Here is a 23,935-nt window from a genome sequence, read left to right as displayed (position 1 = left end):
GGCGTGCGGGAGATGTCCGCCGGGGGGAGCCGAGACCCACCCGCGCCGTAGCGACGACCGCCACAACCCGCTGGGACGGTGACGCGTTCATCCGCGGCCTGCCGTACGCGCTGCCGGGCGCCACCGTCGCACTGCACGAATCCGCAGCAGGACCGGCCCCGCCGTCGGTGCGTATCCTCCGGGCTCCGTCGCTGGGCCCGCCACTGCCCCGGGCCCGTGCCGCGTCCGCCCGCTCCCATCACCCGCGTGTGGGAAGACGCTCTGCCCGCCAGCCTCAACCCACGACCCCGGCCACCGGTCCTTCATGCTCGCGAGCCGTCCCGGCTCGGGCCGGCGCCAGCGGCACCCGGTCCAGCTCCAGCCAGGACTCGAACCCGGACAATATCCGCCAGGTTTGATGCACATCCGCCAGCCCCCGCGCGTCGAGCGGGGTGAGGCGCTGAAGTACTTCGAGGAGGTCAACAACGCGGCGCGCGCCGCGGGTGTCACCACCGCCCTGTGGGACCCCTTCTCCTACCTGAACCGTGCCACCATGCAGTGGCGCGACCCGGCCCTGTTCGCCTGGATCAAGTCGAGCTGGACCACCCGTTCGGGAACCGCATCCTTCGACAAGGTCTACGTACCGAAGTCGAGCCCCATCGCGGCCCAGACGCTTACGCTGAACCTGAACGGCACCGCCTTCCGGGGCCTGTGGCAAGGCAGCACCCAGCTCCTGGCGGGACGTGACTACACGGTCTCCGGCAGCCGCCTCACCCCCACGACCACGGCACTGACGCGGCTGACCGGCAACCGGGCCTACGGGGTCAACTCGACGCTCCAGGCGCGGTTCTCCCGCGGTCTGCCCTGGAGCATCGACATCGTCACCAACGACGCTCCGGTGCTCTCCAACTCCACTGGTACGGCCGACGTTTTCACCATTCCCACGCAGTACCGCGGTGACGCGCTGGCGGGTATGGAAGCCACGTACGCCGACGGCAGCAACGCCGGCCCGATCTCCCGGAACCCGTACCAGGAGTTCAACCAGGCGTTCTCGCCCGACTATCCGGGCGGCACCACCATCCTCACCCCCGCCTTCCTGGCCGCGCTGCACGACAACGCACCAGTGAAGCTGACCTTCCATTACTACAGCGGCGCCACCGTCACGTACCACGTGACCAAGTCCGGTGGTTCGGTCACCGGCACGACATCCTGACCGAACGGCCCCTCGCCCTGGTTGCCCGGCTCCGCCGGGCAACCAGCCCTTTCCGCGCCCGAAACGTTTTAGCGAAACGGAAAACTGGATGGTGAAACACAGCAACCTCCCGTTGGTCGGCGGCAACTTCACAGGGAGACACCGCCCGATCTTCCAGAACGGATGAGCAATGAAGAACAAGCAGGCCCCACAGCACCGCCGCCGCAGACTGCGGCTGACCGTGGGGGTGCCGCTGGCGGCGGTCGTCGCGAGCGCGCTCACGTACGGCACGGTCTTCGGAACGTTCGGAGACGACGCCACGCCCAAGGCGTCCGCGGCGGCAGCGCCGGTTCCCGCCAACGCGATGGCGGCCGTAGCCGCGATGCAGCCGGGCTGGAACCTGGGCAACAGTCTCGACGCCGTCCCCAATGAGACGGCGTGGGGCCAGCCCCGTACCTCAAAGTCCCTGGTGGACAAGGTCCGCGCCCAGGGCTTCAACAGCATTCGCGTCCCCGTGACGTGGAGCGACCACCAGGGAGCGGCACCGAACTACACCATCGACCCGGCGTACATCAGCAGGGTCAAGGAGGTGATCGACTGGTCGATCGACGACGGCCTCTATGTGGTCCTCGACGTCCATCATGACTCATGGCAATGGACGAAGGCCATGTCCACCGATCACGACAAGGTGTTGTCCCGCTTCAACTCCACCTGGACCCAGATCTCCGCCGCCTTCAAGAACGAGCCCGCGAAGCTCGTCTTCGAGAGCATCAACGAGCCCCAATTCGACAACGCCGACGCCACCCGGAAGGCTGGTCTGCTCAACGAGTTGAACACCTCCTTCGACCAGATCGTGCGCGCATCGGGTGGGAACAACAAGAGCCGTCTGCTCATGCTGCCCACCGAAGGCTGCACGCCCGACCAGGCGCTGATGAACAACCTGGCCACCGAGATCAAGTCTCTGCACGACGCGAGACTGATCGCCACCGTGCACTATTACGGCTACTGGCCGTTCAGTGTGAACCTCGCAGGCTCCACCCGCTTCGATGCCATGGCCCAAGGCGACCTGGACAAGGCGTTCCAGCGGATGCATAACACCTTCGTCGCCCAAGGCATCCCCGTCATCCTCGGCGAGTACGGTCTGCTCGGCGACGACCACGGCCCCGGCGGTGTGGAACGCGGCGAGATGCTGAAGTACTTCGAGGCGCTCGGCCACGCGTCCCGCACCAGCAAGGTCACCACCGTCCTGTGGGACAACGGGTCGCTCTTCGACCGCAGCCGTCTCCAGTGGAAGGATGCCGGGCTGTTCCGTCAGATCAAGTCGAGTTGGGCGACGCGCTCGGCAACGGCAGCTTCGGACAACGTCTTTGTGCCGAAGTCCGGTCCGGTCAAGGCCCACACGCTCACCCTGGACCTGAACGGCACCACCTTCAAGGCTCTCAAGCAGGGCACCACCAAGCTGGTCAACGGCAAGGATTACACCCTCTCCGGTAGCCGGCTCACCCTGAAGGCGGCCACACTCACCCGGCTGGTCGGCCAGCGCGCCGATGGCGTCAATGCGACGCTCCAGGCCGAGTTCTCCCAAGGCGTGCCCTGGCGGATCCAGGTGATCACCTACGGCACCCCGGTGCAGTCGGCCACGACCGGAGCGGCCGATGCGTTCCGGATCCCCACCCAGTTCCGCGGGGACGTGCTGGCGACGATGAGCGCCACGTACGCCGACGGCAGAAACGCCGGCCCGACCGACTGGACGCCGTACCAGCAGTTCAACGCCGCTTTCGTGCCCGACTACGCGAAGCAGGTCATCCGTCTCACTCCTGCCTTCCTCGACGCGGTGAAGGCCGATGCGCGCGTGACGGTCACCTTCCACTTCTGGAGCGGCGCCAAGGTGACGTACTACGTGACGAAGTCGGGATCCACCGTGACCGGCAAGACCTCCTGAAGGCAGGCTGGGGCCGGCGCCTGCGCGTGGTTCACTCCGGCTTCGGCGGAGCCGTGGCCACGACCGTGCCCGGTGCCTCTTCGAAGGGAGAAGCCCTGGGGCGACAAGGACAGACGCCAGGAAGACATCCATACGGTGGCGGATCGCCGTCGCGTCGCTGGCTATCGGGTTGGTCATGTTCACGGCCGCCGCCTGCGGAGGGTCGTCCTCAGTAGGCTCGGACGACGCCTCCGCGGCTGCTGGTGTGTACACGGTCTGGGACCCGTACCGGCAGTTCGACGGCGCGTCGGACTGGGGGCAGGCTGCCATTCGGTGCGGCGCCAGGCTGGAGTGAAGATCAAGCGCACGGCCTACACCGTGGGCAAGCAGCTCATGGTCTACGGCAACACGTGCCTGGACGCCTCGGGCCAGGGAACCGGTAACGGTACCGCGGTGGTGATCTGGGACTGCAACGGACAGGCGAGCCAACAGTGGAACATCAAGTCCGATGGCACGATCACAGGGGTGCAGTCGGGACTGTGCCTTGACGCCAGTGGTGCAGGTGCCGCCAACGGAACCAAGATCCAGCTGTGGAACTCCTCCGGCGGAAAGCGAACCAGCGGTGGAGCGCGCAGAACTGACACGGAATTCGGGGCTGGGGCTGGGGCAGCGGCGGGGCCCCGGCCCCGAACCCTAATGTGCCGGGGCGAATCCTCCCCAGACCGCGGCGGAGCCGCCCGCGGTCCGCCCATCGACGCGGTAGCTGTCGTCCGTGGCGCTGCGCACGCCGGTGGTGTGGTTGTACTGGGCGGCGAACTCGTGCTGCCCGGCCGGCACGGTGCGGCCGGGCTTGAGAACCCAGCGGTAGACCAGCGCACCGCCGGCTTCCCGGACGGTGACGGTGAAGTCGTCGCTCGGCAGCGTGCGCCAATTGCCGGTGTTCCGCACGCCGCCGGTCTGCGCGATGCGCAGTTCCACCGTGAGTGAGGTGAGCGGCCGGGTGGTCTTGAGAGCGAGGTTGCTCTGGGTCCAGTACACGGTGCTGTGCGGGTCCACCGAGCCCTTCGACCACAGCGGGCCGTTCTGGATCCGGTTGCCGGTCGACGGAGTGGGGCGCGAGCTGCCGGGGGTGGCGGTCGGGCTCGGACCGGTGGTGGTGTGGGTCGACGGCGCCGGACGGGAAGTGCCGGCCGGGGTCGGGACGGCGGGAGCGGTGGCGGTCTGCGCCGGCGACGCTTTTCCGACGATGCCGGCGACGGCGAAACCACCCGACGCCAGGATGCCGACGGTAGCGAGGCCGGCGAGTGCCGCCTTGGGCCATGACCACGTGATCGACGGCGAGCGGTGCCGGACGGTGGCGCCGGCCGCGCCGCGCTCCGTGCGCGCCAGCATCCTCGCGCGGTCGGGCTGGTGGGCCTCGGCGGCCTCGCGCAGCCGTCGGCTGATCTCGTCGTTCACCGAGCCCTCCTTCCCGCCGCCAGTTCCCCGGCCGCTCGTGCGCCAAGGATCCGTTCCAGTTCGGCCATCCCCTTCGAGGTCTGGCTTTTCACCGTGCCGATCGATATGCCCAGTGCCATCGCGGTGTCCTTCTCCGACAGGTCGAAGGCGTGGCGCAGCACCACGCACGCTCGCTTGCGGAACGGCAGTCGGTCGAGTGCCGCACGGACGTCCAGCACGGCCGCCACGTCCTGCGGCTCCACCCCTTCGGGAGTGCGGGACCAGAACAGCACGATCCGGCGTCGCTCGCGGATTGCACTTCGGATCCGTTCCCGCGCCAGGTTGGCCACCACGCCGCGAGCGTAGGCGAGCGGGTGGCGTGCCGTACGGAACCGGTCCCAGTTTTGCCACAGGGCGACCAGGGCATCCGCGGCGAGGTCGTCGGCCGCGTCTGTCTGGCCGGTCAGGAGGTGGGCGAGACGGGCCAGTTCGGCGTAGTGGCGTTCGAAGAAGTCGTGGAACTCCGCGGACGCGTCATCGAGGAGCATCTCCCTCGGTCGCCCTCTCCCTGCTATGTGCGCGTTAACAACCGGCTGGAGCGTAACAGTGCCCGTCACCGCAGCCCGACGGTGGGTTGACATACGGTCAATGCCGGGCGAATTGAACGCGGGTCGCTTGCGCGACGTCCGGTTTCAAGGCGATCCCGTCAACGGTGAGTCGCTCTCCGTAGATGTCGGTGACCCTGATCGCCCCGCCGCATCCGCTGCCGTCGGTGGAGAGGAAGTAGTTGAAGTCGGCGCGAGGCAGCTGCCGCCAGCCGTTGGCGGTGCGGAGCTCAAGCACCGCCAACGGGTTCCGGTGGCCGATCACCTGGACGCCGCACCACCAGCGGCTGGACCCGGTCTTGTACCGGATGGAGATCGTGTTGGGCGCGGTGGGGCTCAGCAGCGTCCAGGTGATCGGGATCCGGCCGAGCGAGGGATTGGCGAGTTTGACGAAGGCCTGCTGGCTGAGGTCGAGCTGCCCGGGCGCGCAGGGCAGGGGGCACTCGTTGACGATACGCACCGTGATGGAGGCCCCGTTGGCGGCGCGGACCAGCACGTACGCCCCGCACGCCTTGGCCGACTCGTAGTCGGTGTGGTTCATCGCCGCGATCATGAGATCACTGGACGGGCCGTACAGGCAGGCACCATTGCCGTCACCTGCGGCATAGGAGGTCGCGACTCCCTTGTAGCTGACCGCGGGCTTGATCCGTCCCGCCAAGGATGTCGCTCGCGCGGTACTGGAGGCCGCGGGTGTCCGGGTACCGCCGGCTGACGGCGGCGAGCTTGTGACCGGCGGCCGCGCCGATGCGGTCGTGGCGCCGGCCGCCGCGGCCGAAGACCCGGAACCGGACGGGACGCTCGCTGGGGCAGCTGCAACGGAGGCGCCGGCGCGACGCCCGGCATCGGCCCTGCTCCCAGGGAGAAGCGCGATGGCCAGACAGGCCAGAACCCCGACGGCTATCAGCGCCGACGCAATGCTGATGGCCGGCCCGCGCCCGCGCCGCGGCTTCGGAGCGCGGTGGTTCGTTGTTCTCATGCCCATCCGTTCGGTTGATCGAGTCGACGATGTACCTCTCAGTGGCCGCCGGCGGCGAAAAGGTTGCCGATCCGATGCCGGCATCGCTGCGACCGGGGCGGGCGGCGACACCGGTGACTCCGAAACGGGGGGCCGCAACGCCCGGAAGGGTCACGCATAGCTCGTAGTTGCTGAAGCACGATATGCGTGTCGCGGACGCGGAGGCACTCCGCCCCGTTCGTACGATGTTCGAGCTGTAGCGGGGAGCTCGTCCTTGATCCCCGTGAGTGATCCTTCCCGGCAGAGGCCACGTCTCACGCCATCCAGGCCACACCGGGGCATACGCAATGTTGAGGACAGTCCCTGTCAGGGCGGTGCTGCGGCCGTTCGGTGCGCAACTGTCAGCGGCCGTGGCGCGCCGTGCGACGGGGACGCGTACGGCTGCGGGTGGCGGTGAACAACGTCGCCGCGACGGCGAAGGCAGCGGCCAGGCCCGCGGCCGTCCACACGGTCGCTGAGCCGCCGCTGCCGTTCCTGGCCATGTCGTCACCGGCCTTGGCGGCGGGAGCCGACGGGGCGGAGGTGGGTTTGCCGACCGCGGCCGGGGACGGGCCGGGCGAGAGGTGGTGGTGGCGGTCAGCACCGTACGGCCGCCTGCGGCGTGGCCGGCGGTGAAGGCGACTGCGCCGAAGGTGACACGGTTTCCCTTGATGGCTCCGAGAGGGGCGCCGTCAGCCGCGATGATCTTCGCTCCGGCAACTGTGTCGTGTGCTTCATCGGCTGGCCGGGATCCTCGTTACTTGACGGCGGACTGGGCCGAGCCGAGTGCGTCCGCGCGGTGACCGCACCCGGCAACAGCCACGACTTCCAACTGGTCGCCGGAAACAGCGGCAAGTGTGTCGACGTCAGCAATATCTCCACCGCACGCGGCGCAGGCGTCCACCAGTGGACGTGTGACACCGGCAGCACCCTGACCACCAAGAAGAACCAGATCCGGCGGCTCACCGGCGAGGACCGACCGGCCCCACCACCGGGAACGACACATGATCGGGCATCGGCCCGCCGGCTCAGCCCGGCGGGCCGATGCCTTTCACGTCGGCGCCGCGGTCGGTGGGCATCCTGCCATTGCAGGAGAATCTGCCGCCGTCGTGGACCGGGACAGCCCAGGGCACGGAACGGACGGACGCACCCAGGGCGTCTGAAGCCGCGCACGCCTCAGGCCCTCGCCGCAGTCGCCTGCCTACCCAAGCGGGGCAAGGAAGACATCTGCCGCGCCAGTCCGGAGTCAGCGGCGATTGAACAGCGTCTCATCCACGGTGACAGCGTTGGCGCCTTGGCTGGCTGGAGCATCGAGAGAACTGATGCTCCAGCGGCCCTCCCGTTTACCTGCCTTTGGCGCAGAGGATACCTTTGCCGACGCCAAGGTGTGGCGCCGTACGGAGCGGATCGCTCCCCAGAGGGAGTGGCAATGAAACTCACGGATGCGGACCACGCGGGGCTGGTTGTCGCGGCGCAAGCCGGTGACGACCGGGCGCGCGAGGAGCTGATCGCCACGTATCTGCCGTTGCTCTACAACATTGTCGGGCGAGCGCTGAGCGGACATGCCGACGTCGACGACGTCGTCCAGGAAACGCTGCTGCGCGTGGTGCGCGACCTGCCTGCCCTGCGTGCCCCGGAGAGCTTCCGGTCCTGGCTGGTGTCGATCACGCTCCGTCAGATCAGTACTCATCGGAACCGGCAACGGGCCTTCTTCCGCCGGACCGCGGTCATTGACGAGGCACGCCAGATACCGGATGCCGGCGCCGAACCGGGGGACGTGACGATCCTGCGTCTGCATGCGTCGGACGAGCGCCGTCAGGTTGTCCACGCCGGCCGGTGGCTCGACCCGGACCATCGGGTGCTGCTGTCGCTGTGGTGGCAGGAAGGCTCCGGCTCGCTGAGCCGTGACGACATCGCCGCCGCGACGGGGCTCACGGTCGCCCACGTCGGAGTGCGTCTGCAACGCATGCGCGAGCAGCTGGAACTGTGCCGGACGATCGTCGCCGCCCTGGAGGCAGACCCGCGCTGTCCGCAGTTGGACGAGACCGTCGTGGGCTGGGACGGTCTCCGTACTTCGGTGTGGCGCAAGCGGATCGCGCGGCACACCCGCGGATGCCTGGTCTGCGCGGCGTCGACGACAGATCGGGTTCCGGCCGAACTACTGCTCTTCAGTCTCGCGCAGCTGGCGGTCCCGGCCGGGCTCATCGCCGCGCTGGCCGCCAAGGGCCTGTTGTCGGGAACGGCCGTGAGCGCCGCCGGGCAGGTCACGGCACAGGTCGCCGTCGGCACGGCGACGGGGGGAGGCAGTCTGCACAGCTCGCTGATCGGCAAACTCCACGCGGTGACCGCTCATCAGCTGGTGGGCCTTGCCACCGGCGCGGTGCTCATCGCCGGGACCGCCACCTACGCGACCTGGCCCGAACCGGCGCATCGGGTGCCTGGCGTCAACGCCGCGCCCACGGTCGGCAATCCCACGCCGATCCCGTCGCGCACCACCGCGTCGGCCGGACCGTCCCCGGTGAGTCCGTCCGCCGTCGCGGGCACTGTCCCGCCGGGCGCACAGTCGCTGGAGTCCGTGGACGAGCCCGCCCTGTACCTCACGTATGCCGGAGACTTCGCGACGCTCGGCCGAGTCTCCGCGGCCAGCAGCGCGCAGACACGGCAGCGAGTCACCTTCTCAGTCATCCGGGGGCTGGCCGACACACGGTGCGTCACCTTCCGCGCCGCCGACGGCCGCTATCTGCGCCATCGTGACCTGCGGCTACGGCTGAGCACCAACGACGGCAGCGAACTGCTCCGTGAAGACGCCACCTTCTGTCCGCGCCCCGGAGCGGTCGCCGGGGCGGTAACCCTGCACGCGCACAACTATCCCGGATCGGTCCTCCGCCACCGCGACGGTGGCATCTGGCTCGATGGCTCCGACGGCACTCAGGCCTTCGCCGGCCAGGCTTCTTTCATCGTCCGCAGGGCCTGGGCTTGAGAGCCGCTCCCTGAGCATGTTGGACCGAGTAGTGCTGTGACGGCTGGTGATCCTGCACCACGCCGTTCTTACATCGGCGGTGAGCCGAGTGCTGCCCCGAACGCCAGCTTCGATCCGCATTCATCGACGGCTGCCTCGCCGTGACGGGTCTGAAGTCTGATCACCGCCACCGCCACCGTAACCACTCCAAAGACCTTCACTGATGATCAGGACGGCGCGCCCTTTCCACAGGGACGACCAGACCGTGGGGCTTGGCATAACGCTTTTTGTCTGCGAGATGCATCACTGAGCAATCGTTCGGACGGCGCGTCTTTTCTGTTACGAGACCGCGAGTTCGGAGGCCTCCACTTCGTGGGGTGTCTTTCCCGCCGCTCACCGCGACGTGCCGGCGTGGCAGGTTCCCCGACTTCCCCCGTTGACGTATCCCCTGAAGAAAGCCGCTCCAATGACGCGACACATCCATGAACCCCGGGCGACCGGTCCACAGGAACGACCTCACGTCCTGCACCGCACCCACCCCGCGGCGGATCAGGCCGTACCGGCCGATGCGCGCACGATCACGGCACCCAGAGTGACCCGCGACCCCCGAGGAGAATCATGAAGGGCCTGCACAGGCTCGGCAGGCGTCGCCGGACATGGACGATAGGACTGTCGGCCGCGGCGGTGGTGGCCGGTGTCGTGACGCTCCTCCCCTCCGCCGGAGCCGCAACCCTGGGTACGCAGGCGGCGCCCTCGGGCAGGTATTTCGGCACCGCTGTGGCCGCTGGCAGGCTCGGCGACTCGACGTACGCCGCGATCGCGGACCGGGAGTTCAACATGATCACCCCGGAGAACGAGATGAAGTGGGACGCCATCGAACCGTCCCGCGGCAATTTCACCTTCGGCCCCGCCGACCAGATCGTCAACCACGCCACGGCACACGGCCAGCGCATGCGCGGCCACACCACGGTCTGGCACTCACAGCTCCCGACCTGGGTCAGCTCCATCCGGGACGCGAACACGCTGCGCAGCGTGATGAACAACCACATCACCACCGAGATGACCCACTACAAGGGCAAGATCTACGCCTGGGACGTGGTCAACGAGGCGTTCGCCGACGGCTCCACCCAGCACCGCAGCTCGGTGTTCCAGAACGTGCTGGGCAACGGCTTCATCGAGGAAGCGTTCCGCACCGCCCGGGCGGCCGACTCCTCGGCCAAGCTCTGCTACAACGACTACAACATCGAGAACTGGTCGGACGCCAAGACCCAAGGCGTCTACAGCATGGTCAAGGACTTCAAGTCCCGCGGCGTGCCGATCGACTGCGTCGGGTTCCAGAGCCACTTCGGGACCGGCGGCCCGCCGTCCAGCTTCCGGAGCACCTTGTCCAACTTCGCCGCCCTGGGCGTTGACGTCCAGATCACCGAGCTGGACATCGCCCAGGCATCGCCAGCCAACTACGCCAACACCGTCAACGCCTGCCTGTCCGTGGCCCGGTGCACCGGCATCACGGTATGGGGCATCCGTGACAGCGACTCCTGGCGCAGCGGCGACAGCCCCCTGCTGTTCGACAACAACGGCAACCCCAAGGCCGCGTACACCGCAGTCATGAACGCCCTCAAGGCCGCGCCCGGTCCCGCCACGGGCGGGACGACCGGCGGGACCGGTACCGGGGAGATCAAGGGCGTCGCCGCCGGTCGTTGTATCGACATCAACGGCTCCTCCACCGTCAACGGCACCCAGGCACAGCTGTGGGACTGCAATGGACAGACCAACCAGCGCTGGACCTACACCTCCGGCAAGCAGCTGATGATCTACGGCAACAAGTGCCTGGACGCCATGGCCAAGGGCACCAGCAACGGCACCGCGGTGGTCATCTGGGACTGCAACGGCGGCGCCAACCAGCAGTGGAACATCAACACCAACGGCACGATCGCCGGTGGCCAGTCCGGGCTGTGCCTCGACGCCGTCGGCGCGGCCACCGCCAACGGCACCAAGATCCAGCTGTACTCCTGCGGGTCCGGCAGCAACCAGAAGTGGACCGGCCCGTCCGGGACGTCGACCCCTCCGCCGACGGGCAGCCCGTGTTCTCTTCCGTCGACGTACTGCTGGTCGTCGACGGGTGCGTTGGCGCAGCCGGCGAACGGGTGGGCCGCGCTGAAGGACTTCACCAACGTGGTGTACAACGGCAAGCACCTGGTCTACGCGTCGAACGTGTCGGGTTCGTCGTACGGCTCGATGATGTTCAGTCCCTTCACGAACTGGTCGGACATGGCGTCGGCCGGCCAGAACGGGATGAGCCAGTCCACGGTGGCGCCCACGCTGTTCTACTTCGCGCCCAAGAACATCTGGGTGCTGGCGTACCAGTGGGGTGCGTGGCCCTTCATCTACCGCACGTCGAGCGATCCCACCAACCCCAATGGCTGGTCCGCGCCGCAGCCGCTGTTCACCGGCGGTATCCCGGGCGCCGCCCCGATCGATCAGACGCTGATCGCCGACGGCCAGAACATGTACCTGTTCTTCGCCGGTGACAACGGCAGCATCTACCGGGCGAGCATGCCGATCGGGAACTTCCCCGGCAACTTCGGCTCGTCGTACACGACGGTCATGAGCGACACGGTGAAGAACTTGTTCGAGGCGCCGCAGGTCTACAAGGTCCAGGGCCAGAACCAGTACCTCATGATCGTTGAGGCTCGGGGTGCCGGTGAGCAGCGCTACTTCCGCTCGTTCACGGCCTCCAGCCTGAGCGGTTCGTGGATCCCGCAGGCCACCAGCGAGAGCAACCCCTTCGCTGGCAAGGCCAACAGCGGTGCCACCTGGACCAACGACATCAGCCATGGTGACCTGGTCCGCAACAACCCCGACCAGACCATGACCATCGACCCCTGCAACCTGCAGTTCCTCTACCAGGGCAAGTCTCCCACCGCCGGCGGTCCCTACGACCAACTGCCGTACCGGCCGGGTGTCCTTACCCTGCAGCGCTAACCCGCCTGATCCACGGTGATCGCGATGTGATGCGCTCTACCGGTGCATCGGACAAGCGGCTTACGGCGTGGGCAACTCCACCTGCTGACACTCCGGATCGACTTCGCGATCTCGCGTCGGACCGGGCAGGAACGGAACGGCCACCGCGTGATCGACGGGGGTTGTGTGGACTCCCGAAGATTGTGCGGTGGCCGCTGGGCCGCAGCGCACCAGCCGCCTGGCGTCTCACAGCAGCAAGGGCTGACCCGCGGGCGCCGCAGGCCAGGGTTCCCCTCGGCGGGGACCGAGACCCTATAGCCCACCGCACTCGGGGCGATGGGTGAGAAGCGGCTGAGCCGGGGCGAGCTGGCGGAGGCCGCCGCAGTCAGATGACGAGCTCGTGCATAGTTGGGACTGGCGCGTCGGGATCTTGATCGTTGATCATGTTTCGTGTGGTGGGCAACCGAGCGCGTGCAGCGATCCTCCGGAGTCATCGGGTCACAGGGCTGTCGCCTGACGTGATTGCTGAACTCGTTGCTGAGATCGGCCCGGTGTGGCACGAGCGGCACCAGTTGGCGTTGGTGTCGCGCCTTCGTCGCAAGGCTGGGCTGTAGGCGCTGGGGCGAAGTACAGGCTGGTCTTCATCGACCACTGCTGGTCACCCTCCATCACCTTCGCCACGGTGCTACTCACAATGTTCTGGCCTGCTGGTTCGGTGTCGACGGCTCTACGATCACCCGCGCCATCGGCGAGGTGCGGCCCCTGCTCGCGACGCGCGGCTGCGCCATCTCAATGGTGTGCCGTCGGCGTCGGTGAGGACCATGGACTTGACGGCGTTCTGCTTGTTCTTGCCGGAGATGAACTTCTCCCGGTCCTTGCGTCCCGCGGCAGGCGGACGCGTCGTGACACCGCCACACCGCAAGTTCAAGAAGAACGCACCGCACTGGTACGAAGAGATCCACGAATGCCAGCGCAAGGCCCACTCCTCACGCCGCATCCGCGTCGAGCACGGCACGGGACTGATCAACCCGGCGTTGGTCCTCACCACCGCCATGGAGGGGCCCCTGATCTGCGGAACCGCATCGATCCTTTCACCGCCGTCATGAGCCGTCAGCTCGACCAGCGACGTGAGCCCACCACAACGCCGGCAAGGCACGTCGAATCTCCTCCTTCGAAGCCCTGCTCCGATCAGGCCATCTCCGCTGTGATGGCCCAACGTTCATGGTCTCTCCACGCCCCGTTGATGAATTGAAAGTCGGCCGAGTAACCCTCCCGCACGAAGCGAAGGCGCTTGACCAGGTTCAACGACGGCGTGTTCTCAGGTTGGATGTTCGCTTCGAGCCGATGCAACTCCAACGTGCCGAAGGCGAACTGCATGACGAGTCCGAGCCCTTCGGTCATATAACCGTGGCCGGTCGTGGATGCGTAGGCGGTATACCCCAGAGTCCCGCTCTGGATCGTGCCCCGGACGATGTTGTTGATGTTGACACCGCCAACGATCGCGCCAGTGCCTTGCAAGCAAATTACGAAGCCTTCGTGAGTGGATTGCTCGAACCGACCGAGGTAAGTCTCGAAGGCTTCGAAGGACGAGTCTCGAGCCGACAGCCAGCGCCGCAGCATCTCAGAGCTCTCGCGGGCCAGCCCTTCGAGCTCCTCGTAGTCTTGGCGACAGACGTGGCGGATAGCTACCCGTGGCCCTTGCGCAAGATAGGTCGTGGAAGACATGGTGGAAGACATCGAGGAACCCTACGCAGCCCGCCCAGCAGCACAACCGCCAGGTTGCCGGCTGGCAGCTCTCCCCCCCCCGTGGCCTCGGCTGCAGTGCCCGAGCTCACCACCTGCTCGGATCCTGAGGCGGGCGATACGCACGGCAGCTGTGAAAATAGGCGCCAAACGACAAGCCCTTGACCTGCACAGCTCGCCAGTCACGCCAGGCCGTAGGGTTCGGGGCATGTATGCCGACAGTCCTCTGCAACCCCGTGCCCTCCTGATCAACGGCACCGTCGGCGTCGGCAAGACGTCGGTGGCGGAGGCAGTGGGCGGTCTTCTCACCGAGTCCGGGGTGCCGAATGCCGTTATCGACCTCGACTGGCTGAGGCGGTCTTGGCCGGCGGCACCGGGAGACCGCTTCAACTTCGGCATGATGCTGCAGAACCTGCACAGTATCGCCAGCAACTACCTCGTCGCTGGTGCGGTCCGGATGGTCCTGGCCGGTGTGGTCGAGGACTTGGACGACCGGAAGCAGTGCGGCGACGCGGTCGGTATCGGTCTTTCGGTGTGTCGGCTCCAGGTCGAACTGCCGGTGGTCCACCAGCGTCTCTCCCGCCGCCACGAGAACGAGCCTGAAGCGCTGCATTGGCACCTGAAGAGATCCAGTGAACTGGCCGGGATCCTCGACGGGGCAGGAGTCGATGACTTCACCGTCGATGCCACCACACTCCCCATTTCCGAGGTCGCTGCCGCCGTTATCGCAACAGTTGGCTGGCCGTGAGGCCGCGGGCCCCGATCGTTCGAGTGACAGTCTTGAGATCACGGGGGAGGAGCCTTGCGAGCTGGCACATTCACCATCAGCGGCTCTCAAAATGAGCCGCCGGGCCACTACCCAACTCTCTCCCCGCCCTCGCTACTGGCGCCACAACGTGCTCAACGTCCGTCTCGCCGAAAACCCTCCTCTTGGCATGTCAGCATCAGACACAGGCACCGGCCGCGGTGTACGCGGTGCTGCCCGCCACGGTGGAGCGGATCTACATCACCGCCGGTGACCCGTGGCGCGCCGACGCCGCCCGCTACCCGTTCCTGCGCGACGCGGTCGCTGCGTGGCTGAACGCGCCACCCGGGGAGGGCTGGAGGGTGGAGGCGTCGCGGGGCAGGGACCGGATGGCCGGGCACCTGGTCCGCCCGCGCAACCCCGTCGGCCGGTGGCAGCGCGGCGAGCAGTACACCGAGATCCGCTCGGTGGGGGAGTGGTTCGAGGTCGGCGACGCTGACCCGGCCACCGTGCGGGACGCGTTCGTGGAGCTGTGGAAGGCCCTGAAAATCCTCTGGTCGGACGTGACGGTGATGGGCTCCCCGTCCCAGACGGGCCGTGACCTGTGGACCCGCACCATCCCGGCGAAGACGGGTGCGAAGTGGGCCGACGGTTACCCGGTGATGTCCGAGGAGATCCGCAGCCTCATGCATGTCACGGCCGGGCAGGGCCGCACGGAGCTGATCCTGCCGCCGTACGTGCCCGAGCAGCTGCCGCGCCTGATCGAGCTGGACCGGACCTTCGCCTACGCCAAGCACGCCTGGGCCTCCGGCGTCGGCACCCCTCGTCGGGTCACCGCCGCTACGTTCGCGGCGATGTCGGACAAGGAGAAGGTCAACGCGTTGTTCGCGCCGTCGCACTGGCAGGTGCGGGTGACGGTCCCCGACAGGTGGGAGCACGTCGGGATTCTGCCGGCACCGTCGGCCGGGGACCGGGCGTGGGAGTACCCGTCGCAGGGCGGCGGCTCGTGCGTGACGTGGGCCGGGGGAGCGGAGGTCAACCTGGCGCTGCGCAACCCGATCGCCCCGTGGCGGATCGAGATCCTCGACGGCCTGGTGTGGCAATCCGGCGACCCGCTCAAGGCGTGGTCGAAGAAGCTGAAGGACGCCTGGTCGCTGCTGCGGGGCAAAGCAGAACTGCACGGCGATGAGCGCGGCCGCGAAGCCGCCCGCCTCGCCTCCCGCGGGGTCCGCTCGATCCTGCTCTATGGGATCGGCGGGTTCGCACAGCGCCCGCGGATCGTGACCGGCACGGTGCCGGTCGGCCAGGACGCCCCGGACGGCGCGCGGATCATCGCCGCCGGCCGCCGCCGTCGCGGCCTGCCCCGAAATCTGGCGCAATCCCTACCCGTGCCTCGTGTCCGGCGCCCTATGCCCGCAGGTCGATGGCCCGGAACGGTTTGCACGCTCTGGCTCGAATGCGGCCTTTTGAGTAATGATCCACCGGTTGTTGTCGGTTGCCGCTGCTACATCTGAAAGGGAGACGGGCCGCACCGGGCGGCCCGCTCGTGGAGGGGGACTCCTCATGCCCGAAGGCAAGCACTACCGGCGCGGCCACTGGGTCAACAACTCGACCCGTGGGGCGAAGAGCAGCAGCAAGTGGATCGGCTTCGCGGTCGCAGCCGTCCTGGGATGGGGGGCGCTGCACGGCGGCTTCAGCACCAGCACAGACACCAACAGCACCCCGACACCGACGCCGACCGTCGCCCAGCCGGCCGCCGCCCGGTGAACCGCCGCTGGACACGCTGGCGGGCGCTGCTGCCGCCGCCGCCACGCCACCGCAACGAGCGCATCGCCGCCGTCATCGCCGGCTTCTTCGGCTTCCTGATCGTGCTGCAGCTGGTCCGCGCCGCGCTCGGGGCGCTGGTGCGGGCCTGGTACTTGCTGCCGGCCCTGGCCGCCGCAGCCGCCGCGGTGGCTCTGGTGCTGTGGGCCCGGCGACAAGCTGCCCACCGCGCCCGGGCGCTGCGCCTGAAGGACCTGTGCCTGACGCTGGCCGAGCTGGACGCCTTGGACCCGACGGGGTTCGAGTTGGCGGTGCGGGACCTGATGATCCGTGACGGGATCGCTGCTCGGCATGTCGGGCAGCGCGGCGACCAAGCCGCCGACGCGGTCGGCACGGACCCGGTAGGGCGGGTGTTCGTCGCGCAGTGCAAGCACACCACCGTCGCCGGCCGGGTCGTCTCGCGCACCATGTACGAGGTCAAGGGCACCGCCGGACCCGTGCACGGCGCCGACATCGCGTTCGTCGTCACCAACGGCGGCTTCACCCGCGACGCCAAGACCTGGGGCGAGATCAACCACGTCCACTGGCTCGACCGCGACAAACTCCGCCAGTGGGCCGAGCACGGCACCTCCCTGCACAAGGTGCTCCGCATCCCCGCCCGCACCCGCACACGGATGCGCCGTCAACCGCAGGTCACCGGGTAGGCAGACGCGTCTGCCCGCCTGGACACTGCCTCGCCCGGTACCGGCGTTGAGAGGGCGCCGACGGGTAGCGGGCTGGGAGGGGGCGAGGATTGCGCAGGGTCGTGCTGATCGGGTTGCTGATGGTCGGAACAGCATCGGTCGGCATGGCGGCAATGCACCTGTTGCTCGGACGCTGGTGGCGGGACGCGGCGGAACTGGCTGCCACGGTGACCGCCGGTATGGCAGGCGGTGCACTGATGCTCCCCTGGGCGGGCTGGAGCGGAAGGCGCCGGTAGGTAGGCGGCCCGTCCGGACCCCGGGGAACAAGAGTTGGTCGGCAAGGTCACACCGGTCCGCAGCTTGCTCCGGGAAAGGAACGTTTCTGAGAAAAGGATATCGCGGTACGGGTGTGCGGGGCGTACTCGATCGGGCGAACGAACCCCGTTTTGGTTATGCCTCACACGGCGCGGGGCGCTGGCGGGGAATCACCGCATTCGGCGGCCAGTGCCTCGGCTGCTGCGCGGGCGTCGCGGGCCCGGCCCTCGGCGTCCTGGGCGAGGCAGCGCCTCAACGGCCTATCGGCCGTCGGGATCCTGGCGCACCATGGCACCTGGCAACGGGTGCTCCTGCGCTGCAAGGGTGGTGAGTGCGTCGCGCAAGCCGGCGCGGGCGGTGACGCCGAGTTTCGGAAAGACGTTGTAGAGGTGTCCGCTGACCGTTCGGGCGGAGAGGTGCAGCCGTTCGCCGATCGCTTTGTTGGTCAGCCCCGAGGCCGCGAGTGTGGCGATCTGCAACTCCTGCGGAGTGAGCAGTATGTCCGTCGTGTCGGCCTGCCTGCGGGACATGCCGGTTGCCCCGAGTTCGTTTCGCGTACGGCGGCTTCGACGAGGTCGTAGGCGACGAAGAGTTGTAGTTGCCGGGCGGTTCCGGGTTCCAGTCCGTGGGGGCTGATCTTGGTCGCCTGGGTGTACGCGGTCTCGTAGTCGCCGCGTCCGATCGCTGCGAGGGTTCGGACGCGGTAGACGTGCTGCGGCACGATGAAGGCCTGGCGGGGGATCGACCAGGCGAGCATTTCCTCCAGGGGCTCCTCGGCCTCCTCCTGTTGTCCGAGGGCGGCTGCGGCCAGGGCTTTGCTGTAGTGCAGGAACCAGACGAAGTTGACGTACCCGTAGGATTCGGCGCGCTCCAGTCCCTCTTCGGCGAAGCGTTGGGTGTCGTCCCACCGTCCGGCGAGGTAGCTTTCCGCGCACAGCAGCATGAGCGCGTTGGTGACGGCGGCGACGGCTCCGGTACGGGCGGCGTCCTGCCACACGCGCAGCAGTGGTTCGCGCAGGTCGGCAAGGCGGTCGACATCATTGGCCACATACCCCACGCGGATGATCTGCCCGGGGTCGAGCTCGGTGGTCAGGGCTGCGATCTCCTGGTCCAAGGTGTGCAGCGCCTGGGGGGAGACCAGGGCGGGATTGGATACGACCTCGGAGCGGATGAGCACGCCTTCCGGCAGTTTGCCGCGGTACTTCTCCACCAGCTCGAGGTAGGGGTCCCACATCTCCTTGCGGCCGTTGAGGGAGGCGATCACCGACAGGACCCAGATCGCGGCGTTGATCTCCTCCGCGGTCGGCTCCAGGCCAGGGGCTTGCAGGGCGGTGGTCAGGACCCGGAAGGCGGAGATGACGTCCGCGTCGGAGTACAGCATGAGGGAGGCCGCGGCTGACGCGGTCGCCAGCGAGCTGACCCCTGCGTCCAGCTGCCGGGCGTCGCTGAGCAGTTGCGAGACCGATTGCAGGTCTCCCATCACCTCGGCGGCGAAGTAGGCGGCGCCGGACAGGCGCTGGGATCGGTGCTCGGGATCCGGGCTCAGATCGGCCGACCGGGTCATCGCCGCCACGGCCGCAGAGGGGTCGCCGCGTTTAGGGGCCTGGATCGACTCGTGCTGCAGGAGAGTGGCCACCTCCTCGTCGGGGCCGAAGGACGCTTCGGCGAGGTGCCAGGCGCGGTGCCCCGGATCGGAGTGCCGGCAGTTGGCAAGGGCCCGGTGGGCTTGGCGTCGTTGCTCCGGTCGGGCCAGTTCGACGACAGCGGAACGCACCAGCGGGTGACGGAAGACAACCGAGTGTCGGCTGTCGACGGTGATGACGCGCTCACGTTCGGCGAGGTCGAGCTGGGTGGCGGCATCGGGTCCCACTACGCGCTCGTCGGACAGGACCTGGCCCGAGCCGTCCAGGGCGAGCAGCAGGAGCAGGTCCCGGGTCTGCGGCGTCAGCGCGGCGATGCGGGCAGTGAAGATGCGGGTGAGTCGCTCGGTGAGTGGCAGCACGGTGGGAAGGGTGTCCGCCGTGGGGTACCGGTCCGGCGTCAGCGTTGTTGGGAGCTCGACGAGGGCGAGCGGGTTGCCCTGGGCTTCGGAGACGATGCGCCGGCGCATGTGCTCGGCCAGGTCCGGGTGGCGGGCGAACAGCAGGGCTTCGGACTGCGCGTCGTCCAGAGGATGGATGGTGAGGCTGTTGACGTCCCCGCGCGTGTGCAGGGGCTGCCCGGTGGTGCGGACTGCCGAAAGCATGCGCACAGGGGTTCCGGCGACCCGCCGCGCGACGAAGGAAAGGACGTCGGCGCTGGCGTCATCGAGCCACTGGGCGTCGTCGATGATGGCGACCAGCGGTTGTTCGCGTGCGGCGAGCAGCAGGACGGACAGGGCCGCGGTCGAGATGAGGATGCGCGAGGGCGTCGCGCCTTCGCCGAAGCCCAGAGCCACGCGGAGGGCGCTGTCGTGGTCCGGGTCGAGGTCGGAGAACAGGGGGAAAAGCGGCACGAGGAGCTGGTTGAGGCCGGCGAACGCGATATTGGCCTCAAACTGGGCGCCGGCGGCCCGCAACGTCCTCATGCCGCCGGCCTGGGCGAGATCGGCGGCAGCATCGAGCAGAGCGGACTTTCCCACACCGGGGTCACCGAACAGCGTCAACGAGCCGCCCAGCCGGGCGGTGTCGTCGATCACCGTTTTGATGAGGTCCAATGCGCTGGACCGGCCGGTCAGACTGGGCGCGGCGCTGCGATCCCCGGTTCCCGGATGCTCTGCGCTCATGCGAAGGTGCCTCTTTCCGAATGCGGGTGCTGTCACCTCAGGGAATGCGGCAATGCGGTACCGGGATCCCTCGGCGGGCCGAGTGCGCAGCGGGCTGGCCGAACGCGTCGAACGCGAGCAGCGGACCTGGCCGGGTCCGCGGAGACGCGGGTCGGCGGGACCTATTCATGATCATCTTCTCTGTTCGATGCATCCCTTGCTGTCCCGATTCTATTGGACGCCGTTCCGCCTCGTACTGATCCACGAACTCGCAGGGGGTCTTATAGGCGGCGGTCCGCAGTCTGTCTCGGCTCGCGGTGTCGCAGCTGATGCTGCAATGCGGCCACGGCGTGGGGCGGCCGTCCTGGGGACGGCCGCCCGTTCCCGCCGGGGGGTCGTTTCAGGCCGTGGCCTAGCGGGTGGTGGTGGCGGCGTCCTCGATGAGGTGGGTGACGGTGCCGGGGTGGGAGATCATGGCGACGTGGGAACTGCTGATCTCGATGGTGTGTGAATGGGCGCGCTGGGCCTCGAAACGCTCCACCGGTGCGCCCAGTGCCTGGTCCTGCTTGGCGACCAGGGCCCAGGACGGGATGGTGTGCCAGGCGGCGGCCGTGGGCGAGGCGGCGAATGCGGCGGCGGCGATGGGGCGCTGTTCGGCGGCCATCACAACAGTCTGTGAAGCGGGCAGGTCGGCCGCGAACACGGAGCGGAACAAGGTGGGGTCGACGTACAGGTCCGAGCCGCCGGTGCCGTCGGCGTTGCTGAAGGGAATGGGGCGCAGGGAGGGGTTCAGTGCGTTGGTCCCGGGGAATTTGTTGGCCAGCGCGCCGAGGTTCTCGCCGGTGTCGGGGACGAGTGCGGCGATGTAGACCAGGGCCTTGACCTGGGGGTCGTTCGCGGCGGCCTGGGAGATGACGGCGCCGCCGTAGGAGTGGCCGACCAGGACGACCGGGCCCTTGACGCTGGCCAGGACGCTGGCGATGTAGGTGGAGTCCTGGGCCAGGCCGCGCAGCGGGTTGCCCGGAGCGATGACCGGGTAGCCGTCGTGCTGCAAACGCTTGACCACGCCGTTCCAGCTCGAGGAGTCGGCGAACGCGCCGTGCACCAGCACCACCGTGGGCTTGGCGGCGGTGCTCGAAGCGGCGGGGGTGGTGTGGGCGGAGGCCAGCGGGGTCAGGGACAGGCTGGCCGCAGCCGTGACGGCGGCGGTGACGAGCAGGGTGTGCAGGCGGGGACGGCGGACGGACATGGCGGATCTCCTCGGAAGGTGGTGGGGTCCAGCGGGTCAAAGGGAGGTCAGCTCAGGTGGTGCTGAGGACCAGAAGCGCAGGGGCCGTGGCTGGCACGGGCTGCCCGTGGTTCTGGAACAGGTCGTCGGGCAGTGGGTGCATGGCGCATACCAGGGTGAGGAAGCGGTCCATTGTGGCGCTCACGGGTCCGATGCGGACGGTGCTGTGCTCGCGTGCCGCGCGTGCGTGGGAGCGCAGCAATGAGTTGAGTCCGGAGCAGTCGATGAAGGTCACGGAGCTGAGGTCCACGGTGACGGCTACCGGTGGGCAGCGCAGCCAGGCGTAGATCTCGGCTTCCAGGACCGGTGCGGTATCCAGATCGATCTCACCGCCCACGCGCAAGGTCACGCTGTTCGAGGTTCGCTGCCCGGTGATCCAAAGCCCCGGGGCGGGTTGACGAGGGCAGTTCCCTGCAGGAAGCGGATCGGCTGTGCTCACGCGGCCCTCGACGCGGGCTGCGGGATCCTGCACCGGCGTTCGGTCAGGCCGCCCCATATCCCGGATAGCTGGCGGGTGTTCAGGGCGAACGCGGCGCACCTGTTAAGGACCGGGCAGTCCTGGCAAACGGCGATGGCGCGTTGTTCGCGCCTGCGTCGGCGGTGGCCGCGTTCGCCGGGGGGTGAGAAGAACACGGCCGATGCCATGCCCTGGCAGGCGGCGTCGGCCTGCCATTGCCAGACGTTGAGCAGGGGAACGAGGGGACTGGCGCGCATGGTTGATTTCTTCTCCTCAGCCAGGGGCTTCATCGGGTGTTGTGCGCCTGTCCCTTTGCCCCTCGACGTGGCTGCCCAGTTGGGGACAGGAGGCGGGCGGGCCATGGACGGGCAGGTGGCGGCAGCGGCCGTCACCTGCCCGTCCACGCGGAGTCAGGCGGCGAGGAAGTCCACCAGTGCGGTGTTGACCTGCTCCGCGTGGGTCCACAGCAGCCCGTGGGGGGCGTCGTCGATCTCGACGTACTGCGCGGCCGGCACGGCCTGGGTGAACACCCGCCCGGTGGCGTCGATCGGCAGGATCCGGTCGGCGGTTCCCTGCAGGATGAGTGCCGGCACGTCGATCTTGGCGATGTCGGCGCGCATGTCGGTGTGCCAGCTGGGCACCACGGCCGAGGACGCGAACGGCGACATGGTCGTGGCGGTGTTCCAGCTGCTGCGTACCGCCTCTTCGCTGATGCGGGTGCCCAGGTTCACGCCGAGGTTGTAGAAGTCGTTGAAGAAGTTGGTGAACCAGGCGTACCGGTCCTTCTGCGCGGTGGCGATGATGCCGTCGAACACGTCGGCGGGCAGGCCGGTGGGGTTGTCGGGGGTCTGCAGCAGGAACGGTTCGATGGGTGCGAGGAACGCGACCTTGCGCAGGTTGGCGGTGCCGTAGGTGCCGATGTAGCGGCCGATCTCGCCGGTGCCCATGGAGAAGCCGACCAGGGCGACGTCCTTGAGGCGCAGCACGTCGAGCAGCACATCGAGGTCGGCGGCGAAGGTGTCGAAGTCGTAGCCGGTGGTGGGCTGGCTGGACTGACCGAAGCCGCGGCGGTCGTAGGTGATGACGCGGTGCCCGGCCGCGAGGAGCGCTGGGATCTGCAGCTCCCAGGACTTGCCGTCCAGCGGGTAGCCGTGGATCAGCACAACGGGCGAGCCCTGGCCGTGGTCCTCGTAGTACAGGTCGACGTCGGTGGTGTTTTCCTTGGCAACCGTGATGTAGGGCATGGCGCTGCTTCCCTTTCGGAGGGATGGGATGTGTCGGGGCGGCGCTGCGGAGATAGCTGCCGGGTCAGGGGCGGCGCAGGGCTTGGACCGCGAACGCGGCGACCTCGTGGTCCTGGGCGGGTGATCCGCCACCTGCGCCGAACGCCCCGACGACGACCCCGGCGGCGTCGATGATCGGGACGCCGCCGGCGACGAAGGCCAGCGGGAGCGCGGTGGCGGTCTGGATCGACGACAGCGGGGCGCCGGACTGCACCGCCGGGGCCAGGTCCGCAGTCGCGGCGCCGAAGTACACCGCGGTGCGGGCCTTGGCCCCGGAGGTGTCGATGGACGCGAGCGCCGCACCGTCCATCCGGGTCACCAAGACGGTGTTGCCGCCGCCGTCCAGGACCGTGAAGGTGCACGGAACCCCGAGCTCAGTGGCCTTGTCGACACCTGCGGCGGAAGCCGTGGCCGCGTCGCGAAGGGTCAGGATGACCGGTGAGATCTGTGTGAGCGGCATGGCCATTCCCCTTCAGGTGGTGCCGGGTGGTGCTACTTGCCGGTGTAGGGGGCGGCCTTGGCGAGGTCGGGGCGGGTGACGGGGTGGCCGTCGATGGTCTGGTAGGTGGCTGCGGAGCGGCCGAGGGTGTCCAGGAGGGTGGCGGGACCGGCGAAGGGCTTGCCGCCGATGTGCCAGCCGTCGGTGTGGAGTTCCTCGATGAGGACCCACACGATCTCGCGGAAGGCCTCGGATCCCTCGAACTTGACCATGACCTCGGTCAGGGCGGCGGCCATGTCGTGCTTCTCCTGCGTGGTGAACACTCCGTCGACGAGCTTGACGTTGACGAACGGCATGAGGTGCTCCTAATACTGCAACCGCATGTGGTGTGACTGTTGGCGGTGTGGCTCGTTGGTCCGACTGT

Annotated in this window: 23 protein-coding genes and 2 pseudogenes; 12 read left to right on the top strand and 13 right to left on the bottom strand. The window is 68.3% G+C overall.

Translation table 11 applies throughout. The features are described 5' to 3' along the window. Positions 1 to 412 precede the first annotated feature (412 nt). The 3 genes and pseudogenes from C6N31_RS39555 to C6N31_RS39545 form a co-directional block, all read left to right on the top strand. Positions 413 to 1,192, top strand: a pseudogene (locus tag C6N31_RS39555) (X2-like carbohydrate binding domain-containing protein); the annotation flags it as partial. A gap of 169 nt (positions 1,193 to 1,361) precedes the next feature. After that, on the top strand, positions 1,362 to 3,113 hold the full coding sequence (locus tag C6N31_RS39550; protein ID WP_138357021.1) for a cellulase family glycosylhydrolase: 1,752 nt from the start codon (positions 1,362 to 1,364) through the stop codon (positions 3,111 to 3,113). A 351-nt stretch (positions 3,114 to 3,464) separates the two neighbouring features. Next, positions 3,465 to 3,733 (top strand): annotated as a pseudogene (locus tag C6N31_RS39545) (RICIN domain-containing protein); the annotation flags it as partial. 52 nt (positions 3,734 to 3,785) lie between these two features. Here C6N31_RS39545 and C6N31_RS39540 read toward each other — a convergent pair. From C6N31_RS39540 to C6N31_RS39525, 4 genes are all read right to left on the bottom strand, one after another. After that, positions 3,786 to 4,550 carry a hypothetical protein gene (locus tag C6N31_RS39540; protein ID WP_138357022.1) on the bottom strand — a complete coding sequence of 255 codons (765 nt, stop codon included), beginning with the start codon at positions 4,548 to 4,550 and terminating at the stop codon, positions 3,786 to 3,788. Next, positions 4,547 to 5,077, bottom strand: coding sequence for a SigE family RNA polymerase sigma factor (locus C6N31_RS39535; protein ID WP_138357023.1), 531 nt, complete (start codon positions 5,075 to 5,077; stop codon positions 4,547 to 4,549). The genes C6N31_RS39540 and C6N31_RS39535 overlap by 4 nt, the downstream gene beginning before the upstream one ends. 97 nt (positions 5,078 to 5,174) lie before the next feature. Beyond that, positions 5,175 to 5,792, bottom strand: a complete 618-nt coding sequence (locus C6N31_RS39530) for an expansin EXLX1 family cellulose-binding protein (protein ID WP_306665068.1) — start codon at positions 5,790 to 5,792, stop codon at positions 5,175 to 5,177. A 698-nt stretch (positions 5,793 to 6,490) separates the two neighbouring features. Then, positions 6,491 to 6,631 (bottom strand): hypothetical protein, encoded by a 141-nt coding sequence (locus tag C6N31_RS39525; protein ID WP_187144675.1) that lies wholly within the window; start codon positions 6,629 to 6,631, stop codon positions 6,491 to 6,493. A 926-nt stretch (positions 6,632 to 7,557) separates the two neighbouring features. Between C6N31_RS39525 and C6N31_RS39520 the strand changes: the two genes are divergently transcribed. From C6N31_RS39520 to C6N31_RS44660, 4 genes are all read left to right on the top strand, one after another. Then, positions 7,558 to 9,108, top strand: a complete 1,551-nt coding sequence (locus C6N31_RS39520) for a sigma-70 family RNA polymerase sigma factor (protein ID WP_138357025.1) — start codon at positions 7,558 to 7,560, stop codon at positions 9,106 to 9,108. Between the two features lie 597 nt (positions 9,109 to 9,705). After that, positions 9,706 to 12,072, top strand: a complete 2,367-nt coding sequence (locus tag C6N31_RS39515) for a non-reducing end alpha-L-arabinofuranosidase family hydrolase (protein ID WP_198359387.1) — start codon at positions 9,706 to 9,708, stop codon at positions 12,070 to 12,072. A 501-nt stretch (positions 12,073 to 12,573) separates the two neighbouring features. Beyond that, the gene (locus tag C6N31_RS44665; protein WP_306665067.1) at positions 12,574 to 12,867 is read left to right on the top strand and encodes a helix-turn-helix domain-containing protein; all 294 of its coding nucleotides are present in this window, start codon (positions 12,574 to 12,576) and stop codon (positions 12,865 to 12,867) included. An 86-nt stretch (positions 12,868 to 12,953) separates the two neighbouring features. Beyond that, positions 12,954 to 13,157: a hypothetical protein gene (locus C6N31_RS44660; protein ID WP_232486209.1), complete on the top strand. Its 204-nt coding sequence runs from the start codon at positions 12,954 to 12,956 to the stop codon at positions 13,155 to 13,157. Between the two features lie 82 nt (positions 13,158 to 13,239). Here the strand turns inward: C6N31_RS44660 and C6N31_RS39505 are convergent, their stop codons facing one another. Then, positions 13,240 to 13,788, bottom strand: a complete 549-nt coding sequence (locus C6N31_RS39505; RefSeq protein WP_232486208.1) for a GNAT family N-acetyltransferase — start codon at positions 13,786 to 13,788, stop codon at positions 13,240 to 13,242. Between the two features lie 214 nt (positions 13,789 to 14,002). On the opposite strand from C6N31_RS39505, the gene C6N31_RS39500 reads away from it, so the two are divergent. The 5 genes from C6N31_RS39500 to C6N31_RS45375 all read left to right on the top strand — a co-directional run bounded on the left by C6N31_RS39500 (position 14,003) and on the right by C6N31_RS45375 (position 17,282). Next, a complete protein-coding gene (locus tag C6N31_RS39500) occupies positions 14,003 to 14,542 on the top strand; it encodes a P-loop NTPase family protein (protein ID WP_198359385.1) in 540 nt (179 codons plus the stop codon). A gap of 182 nt (positions 14,543 to 14,724) precedes the next feature. Continuing rightward, positions 14,725 to 16,053 carry a hypothetical protein gene (locus C6N31_RS39495; RefSeq protein WP_138357028.1) on the top strand — a complete coding sequence of 443 codons (1,329 nt, stop codon included), beginning with the start codon at positions 14,725 to 14,727 and terminating at the stop codon, positions 16,051 to 16,053. Between the two features lie 49 nt (positions 16,054 to 16,102). After that, entirely contained in the window at positions 16,103 to 16,306 is a 204-nt protein-coding gene (locus C6N31_RS39490; protein WP_138357029.1) for a hypothetical protein, read from the top strand. Further along, positions 16,303 to 17,007: a restriction endonuclease gene (locus C6N31_RS39485; protein WP_244808929.1), complete on the top strand. Its 705-nt coding sequence runs from the start codon at positions 16,303 to 16,305 to the stop codon at positions 17,005 to 17,007. The genes C6N31_RS39490 and C6N31_RS39485 overlap by 4 nt, the downstream gene beginning before the upstream one ends. 143 nt (positions 17,008 to 17,150) lie before the next feature. Then, entirely contained in the window at positions 17,151 to 17,282 is a 132-nt protein-coding gene (locus tag C6N31_RS45375) for a hypothetical protein (protein WP_269770875.1), read from the top strand. Positions 17,283 to 17,561: 279 nt separating this feature from the next. On the opposite strand, the gene C6N31_RS39480 is transcribed toward C6N31_RS45375, so the two are convergent. The 8 genes from C6N31_RS39480 to C6N31_RS39445 form a co-directional block, all read right to left on the bottom strand. Further along, positions 17,562 to 17,780 (bottom strand): helix-turn-helix domain-containing protein, encoded by a 219-nt coding sequence (locus C6N31_RS39480; protein ID WP_187144674.1) that lies wholly within the window; start codon positions 17,778 to 17,780, stop codon positions 17,562 to 17,564. Continuing rightward, positions 17,747 to 20,065 (bottom strand): AAA family ATPase, encoded by a 2,319-nt coding sequence (locus C6N31_RS39475; RefSeq protein ID WP_198359383.1) that lies wholly within the window; start codon positions 20,063 to 20,065, stop codon positions 17,747 to 17,749. The genes C6N31_RS39480 and C6N31_RS39475 overlap by 34 nt, the downstream gene beginning before the upstream one ends. Before the next feature lie 391 nt (positions 20,066 to 20,456). Next, positions 20,457 to 21,293 carry an alpha/beta fold hydrolase gene (locus C6N31_RS39470; protein ID WP_198359381.1) on the bottom strand — a complete coding sequence of 279 codons (837 nt, stop codon included), beginning with the start codon at positions 21,291 to 21,293 and terminating at the stop codon, positions 20,457 to 20,459. Between the two features lie 52 nt (positions 21,294 to 21,345). After that, on the bottom strand, positions 21,346 to 21,828 hold the full coding sequence (locus tag C6N31_RS39465) for an STAS domain-containing protein (protein WP_269770874.1): 483 nt from the start codon (positions 21,826 to 21,828) through the stop codon (positions 21,346 to 21,348). Beyond that, a complete protein-coding gene (locus C6N31_RS39460) occupies positions 21,768 to 22,046 on the bottom strand; it encodes a WhiB family transcriptional regulator (RefSeq protein WP_198359378.1) in 279 nt (92 codons plus the stop codon). Before C6N31_RS39460 ends, C6N31_RS39465 begins: the two co-directional genes overlap by 61 nt. Before the next feature lie 153 nt (positions 22,047 to 22,199). After that, positions 22,200 to 23,033 (bottom strand): alpha/beta fold hydrolase, encoded by an 834-nt coding sequence (locus C6N31_RS39455; RefSeq protein ID WP_198359376.1) that lies wholly within the window; start codon positions 23,031 to 23,033, stop codon positions 22,200 to 22,202. Positions 23,034 to 23,097: 64 nt separating this feature from the next. Next, positions 23,098 to 23,532, bottom strand: coding sequence for a GlcG/HbpS family heme-binding protein (locus C6N31_RS39450; RefSeq protein WP_164292110.1), 435 nt, complete (start codon positions 23,530 to 23,532; stop codon positions 23,098 to 23,100). A 32-nt stretch (positions 23,533 to 23,564) separates the two neighbouring features. Further along, positions 23,565 to 23,867 (bottom strand): tautomerase family protein, encoded by a 303-nt coding sequence (locus C6N31_RS39445; protein WP_138357038.1) that lies wholly within the window; start codon positions 23,865 to 23,867, stop codon positions 23,565 to 23,567. Between the last annotated feature and the right edge of the window lie 68 nt (positions 23,868 to 23,935).

Source organism: Streptomyces fildesensis (assembly GCF_016107395.1).
Lineage (GTDB): Bacteria > Actinomycetota > Actinomycetes > Streptomycetales > Streptomycetaceae > Actinacidiphila > Actinacidiphila fildesensis.
Note: the sequence above shows the minus strand (reverse complement) of the source record. Positions and strands in the feature narration are given on the sequence as shown.